Origin of the sequence: Acidisphaera sp. L21, assembly GCF_009765685.1 — a bacterium.
Taxonomy (GTDB): Bacteria; Pseudomonadota; Alphaproteobacteria; order Acetobacterales; family Acetobacteraceae; genus LMUY01.
Genome location: NZ_LMUY01000099.1, coordinates 1 through 5,329 on the forward strand (window position 1 = coordinate 1; position 5,329 = coordinate 5,329).

General features: G+C 65.0%; 5 protein-coding genes and 1 pseudogene. 3 read left to right on the forward strand and 3 right to left on the reverse strand.

What is annotated here, in order from left to right:
* The 3 genes from tssK to tagH all read right to left on the reverse strand — a co-directional run.
* A partial coding sequence (gene tssK, locus GSQ76_RS19840; protein WP_158745849.1) for a type VI secretion system baseplate subunit TssK occupies positions 1-1,251 on the reverse strand: 1,251 nt, incomplete at its 3' end.
* Positions 1,248-1,718, reverse strand: a complete 471-nt coding sequence (tssJ, locus tag GSQ76_RS19845; protein ID WP_158745850.1) for a type VI secretion system lipoprotein TssJ — start codon at positions 1,716-1,718, stop codon at positions 1,248-1,250. The genes tssJ and tssK, both read right to left, overlap by 4 nt.
* Complete coding sequence (tagH, locus tag GSQ76_RS19850) at positions 1,715-3,136, reverse strand: type VI secretion system-associated FHA domain protein TagH (protein WP_158745851.1); 1,422 nt, start codon at positions 3,134-3,136, stop codon at positions 1,715-1,717. The genes tssJ and tagH overlap by 4 nt, the downstream gene beginning before the upstream one ends.
* Positions 3,137-3,379: 243 nt before the next feature.
* Between tagH and GSQ76_RS19855 the strand changes: the two genes are divergently transcribed.
* From GSQ76_RS19855 to GSQ76_RS19865, 3 genes and pseudogenes are all read left to right on the forward strand, one after another.
* Entirely contained in the window at positions 3,380-4,120 is a 741-nt protein-coding gene (locus GSQ76_RS19855) for a glucosaminidase domain-containing protein (protein ID WP_158745852.1), read from the forward strand.
* 334 nt (positions 4,121-4,454) lie between these two features.
* Complete coding sequence (locus GSQ76_RS32035; protein WP_254070516.1) at positions 4,455-4,796, forward strand: OmpA family protein; 342 nt, start codon at positions 4,455-4,457, stop codon at positions 4,794-4,796.
* Between the two features lie 146 nt (positions 4,797-4,942).
* Positions 4,943-5,329: pseudogene (locus tag GSQ76_RS19865) on the forward strand (hypothetical protein); the annotation flags it as partial.

The window sequence follows — 5,329 nt, forward strand, 5'->3', positions numbered from 1 at the left end:
CATGTTCTGCCAATGCGGCGAATTGCGGTCGAGTTCGAAGTAGGTGGCGCCTGCGTAGAACGGTAATTGTCGCGGTGCCACCGGAAGCGGGATGAGCGCGATGCCGGGCAGCGCCACGTTCACCAGCTCGCGGATCTGCTCCACCGCGCCGATCTTCACCTGGGCCGGGAACAACCGTCGCAGCGTCTCCGTCGGCACGTCCGCCTGCACCGTCAGCACGAAGCTGGAGGCGCGTAGGATGCCGCGATCCATGATGGCACCCACGCGCACACCATGCCGGCGCTCCTGCAACGGGATCGGCGTGGCATTCTGGTCGATCACGACCGAAAGCGAGCGGCGTAGATCCGCGATGACGGGCGCGTAGGACCGTTGCAGGTCGTCGTGCCGATATGGTGGATACACCGAAGGCCGCCGCGATGCCTCGGTAAACGTCGCGAAATCACCGGCCATTTGCACCAGGGCGGTATAAAGATCGACCGGATGCACATTGCCCGCATCTGCCCAATGACTCAGCAGCTTTTGGGAACGGTTGATCGATTGCAGCAGTAGGAAGTCCGACACGTCCGCCACGCCGCGCTGGCCCGGCGCCACGAGCCGCGCCGCCAATTCCTCGCCGCGTTGGTTCAGCATGCCGGACAACTCCGCCAGCAACCCGGCTAGGGGTGCCGCGGCGGAACAGACCAGCGCCGGGGCGATCCAACGGTCGTCCAGCGTGACCCGGCGATCGGATGCGACCTCCACCACCCGGGCCAACCCGATGCACAGATAGCCGGCGCGGTTCTCCGTCTCCAGCATGTAACGCAGGCGCAGGCGGCCAACCTGCAGCCCGGCGGGTTGGGGCGAGGCGGAGTGGGTGTCATACGCCTCGAACTCCTGCAGCCCGTAACGCCCGGCGGTGGAGGTCGCACCACTGGCGATTTCCACCGCACCGGGCTGCCGCACCGGTAGGGCGAGGTAGACGACGACGTTGCGCGCGCTGTCCGCCAGTTCGAGCGGCACGGGATGGTCGGTTTCGCCGGGCAGGGCGAAGGGGGTCCCGTCCTCGAACACGCCGATGCCGGACGACAGGGCAAACTGCCCGGTAGCGAGCAAATCGCGATTGACCGCGCCCTCCACCATGCCCCAACCATGGGGGCGCAATGCCGCGGTGCGCCCGCGCACGAAGCTTTCCAGCCAGCGATCCTGTTGCTGGAAATGCTGGGCACGGAGGAACATGCCCTCCTGCCAGACGACGCGATTGGTCCAGGTCACTTCTTAGCCTTCACCGGCTGCAGCGTGGCGACGATGCCGGCGGTCGTCAGTTCCAGATTGGTCGGTCCGCTGGCGGCGATTGGCGCCACAGCGCGCCAGGTGGCGTGGTCGATGTCACGGAACAACACTGTAACGCCCAGGAATTGCACGCCGGATTTCGGCACACGGTCGATCATGCGGGTCTCCCCGGCGCGCAGCACGAATTCCTCCGACCCGGCATCGTCCTCGCCCAGCGTCGCGCGCTCCCGCTCCGTCAGCGCGAACACGTCGGCGCGTTCGAATTTGGCGCTGGCGTTGAGGAAGTACAGGCGGATCGCGGCTGGCGAGGGCCGGCCGGACGCATCCGGGTTCTGATCCGCGCCGCATAGAATCGAAAGCTTCAGCGCGGGCGGCGGCGGGGGTGGCGGCGGGCCGCAGCGCGTCAACAACAGTGCTGGCAGCAGCAGAATGGTGCGGCGACGGGTCAATGGTCGTCCTCCCCGGCGGTCGCATCGCGCAACGCCTGTTCGTAGGCACGGGCAAAGGCTTTGCCGAACACACTGTCAAAATCGTCGGAGAGCGCGTGGGAGACTTGTTGGTGCAGCGCCGAAAACGCGTCCCATGCACGAGCCCGGCGCTGGCCTGGCAACTTGTCCAGTGCATTCGCTTCCACGGTTTTCTCGATAGTGGCCGGGTCGAATTTGCCCAACAGCGTGCGAATGGCGGCTTGCATGGCGGACATGGTTGCCAGTTCGTGAAGGCGCATATCGCGCATCGCCTCCGTCACCGCCCGATCCGGCGCCATGGTGTTGCGCCGCCCGATGCCGAGCAGCGCCGCCATTGCGTCGTCGTCACCGGCGGAGAACTTTAGCGGGTTGTTGCCGCTGGCGCGCACCAAAGTCTGCTCGATCCGGAACTCGCCCTTGATGCTGGCCCGCGCAATGAGTGTCTCGCGGATCCCAGCGACCGTGGCGCGCAGCGTGGCCCCTACGGCCTCCATCATGCGCACCGGGTCAGGTGGGTCGGCATCGGACAACCCCGTGCCGCGAAGAAACGCCGCCAGCAATGCGACATCGGCGGCGGCGGTCGGTGCAGGTGGCGCCACGGCAACGGGCGGCAGTGGCGCAGGTGATGGCGGCGGCAGTGGTCGGGGCTCCGGTTGACGCGGCGGTGGCGCCAGCACGCTGTCTTCGTCGGGTATCATCGGGGGTGCGACCACCGCCGGCCTTGGTGGCGGGGCTGGCGTCGGCGACAGATCCAGATCCCAATCGTCTGGAATGGCGATAGCCGGCGGCGGCGGCGGTCGGAAGGCGTCGCTGATGGACGGTGAGTGGTCGGATTGCGTCCGGGCCTGAAAAGGGTCGCCGGGGCCGTGCAGCGGGTCGAAATCGGACGGCAAACGGGCCGATTGCGCCGCCTCATCCATCTCCGAATCGTGAAGCAGCGGATCGCCTGCGTTCCAACCGGTTACCGGTTGGGACGGCTCATCGCCAAACGGGTCGAGCATGGATGGTGTGTAGCCGTTGGCCGTCGGCTGATGGCCGGCCGGTTCACGATCTGGTATGAGCGAAATCGGGCTGTATTGTTCGTCCTGCCCGATCGTGAGTTCAATTTCATAATCGCCCACCCGCAACCGATCGCCGGTGCGAAGGGTGCGTGTCGTCCCGGCACCCACGGGACGCGTATCGCGGTTAACAAACGTCCCGTTCGAACTGACATCCGATAGCTGCCATTGCCCGGAGCGATACGCCAGCACGCAGTGGCGTTTGGACAAATGCCGATCTGGATCGGCAAGCACCCAGTCATTGCCCGGGCCGCGGCCGATGCTGAACTCACCACCGGACACCTGGCGGCTTTCCGGCGCCGCCGAGTCGGGGCAGCGCAATGTCGTCAGTGTCAGGCCCAATGCATTAGGCCAGCGTTGCTGACGGTGCGGTAGAGAGCGGCATCTATTCCCCCCAGGACACTTGCCTGACCGTTACGTTACCGCAAGTGGATCGATCGTGTAAGGGGCGCGACGGTCCCGTGGCAACCCTTGCGTGCGCGCTCACGAAATCGTAGCGTTTCCGATACGTACGGTTCGCCGCATGGGGTGAGGCTAATCGTTTTGGGTTTGGTTCCGTCTCCGCAAGTTTTGACCACGGATGAAATGGGTCGCATTGCGCCGCCGATCTTTACCTCGGTCGGGCAGGACGCGATTAACAGCCCGGGGGACGTGTTCGTCATCCAATCGTTGCTTAACGATCGCTTGCCGAAACCGCACACGCCCGTTGCCGTCACCGGCACGGCCGACCCTGGGACTGTCCTCGCGATCGAGGCGTTCCAGGCGGTGGTGATGAACATGAGCCCGCCAACCGGGCATATCGATCCTGGGAGCGCCACATATTACGCACTCGCTGCGCGGCCCTTGGTCAATGGCGCGCCGCCACCGACGCCGCATTTCGGCCATGTCGGCCTGGTGCCGCCGGAAGTGCTGGAGGCCGCGATCGCGTCGCGCAATCGATGGCACGTCCCTGCCAGCATCACCCTGGCGCAGTGGGTGGTCGAAAGCGCCTGGGGCGCGTCGATGCCGCCGGACAGCAACAATCCGTTCGGCATCAAAGCGCTGGCTGCGCAGGATGCGGTCGAAAGTCAAACCCGCGAGGTCTATAACGGCGAGAGCAAATACATCGTCGCGCGGTTCCGAAAATTCGCCAATCTGAGCGAAGCGTTCGATCTTCACGGCAAATTGCTCGCGACCGGCGGGCCTTACAAACAGGCGATGACGATGGCCACCGATCCAGAGGCGTTTGCCGACGCACTCACAGGTGTATACGCAACCGATCCGAAATATGGGTATACTCTGAAATGGGTGATGAACAATTACGGCTTCAAGCAGTACGACCAATAGCCATATCCGACCCGGGTCCGAACCGCCGTCTAACTGGGAGCAGCGATACATGAGGACCACCGCAATCGCCGTCGGCGCCGCCTTATTGTTGGCAGCCGGAGGTGCGCAGGCGCAGAGGAATCCATCGGAGGACCAAATCATCCGGTCTCTGCAACCCACCGGAACGCTGTCGGCCACAGGTCGCGGTATTCGGCCGTTGGCGCCAGCGGCCCCAGTCGCCGAGCCGCCCAGCGCCGTCGCCCCGGCATCCAGCTCGGCCGCTCCTGCACGTCCCCGCCCAGCGCGTCCAACAACCGCAACCGCCCAGCCGCAGGCAGCACCCAGCGCTCCGTCGGTGAACCTGACTGTTCAGTTCGCAACCAATTCGGCGCAATTGACGCCGGAAGCGGTTCGAACATTGGATGCGCTGGGCCGTGCCTTGTCCAGTGCGACGCTGTCCTCGTACCGCTTCCGGATCGAGGGCCATACCGACACAGTCGGCTCACCGGACACGAATAAGGCATTGTCTGCGCGGCGTGCGGAAGCAGTGGTCGACTATCTCGCAACGAAATTCAGTCTCGATCGCACCCGGATGGAGCCGGTGGGTATGGGTGAGGATGGATTGCTGGTGCAGACGCCGCCGCAGGTCGCCGATCCCCGCAACCGCCGGGTCCAGGTAGTCAATCTCGGCGCCTGACCTCGCGAGCCGCCGTGGCTGGAGATATTGACGACACGGTGATTATGCGGCCCCGGCGGCGACGCTGGGGCCCCGCGGTTGTGGCACTTGTTGCGGTGTGCGCTCTGGGCGCTGGATATGCCTGGTGGTCGCAGACGAAGCCGCCAGTGCCAACACCGGCACCGCCACGGGCGATAGTCATCAATCCGCCGCCTGTGGTCACGCCGGTATCGCTGCCAACAATCCCATTTGCGACGGAGGCGGAGATCCGGGTCGAAAGGCCGATCGAACTGACCGTCCTGCGCTTTGCGCTCAACCCTGCGATCGTCGTTCTGGATTTCCCCGGGTTGGAGGCGCAGGGGCGCATGTTGAACCGGGTCGCAGCCTGGGCGGAAAAGGTCGGCCAGCCGCACGACCGGTTGCTGTCCGACGATGAATTAGAGGCGGCGATTCGTGCTAGTGGCGCCACACCTGCCACCTATTATTACGGCCATGATTACCGGGGCGATGACATTCGGCGGTTCTTCGCATTGGCCGATCGCGACAACATCGCG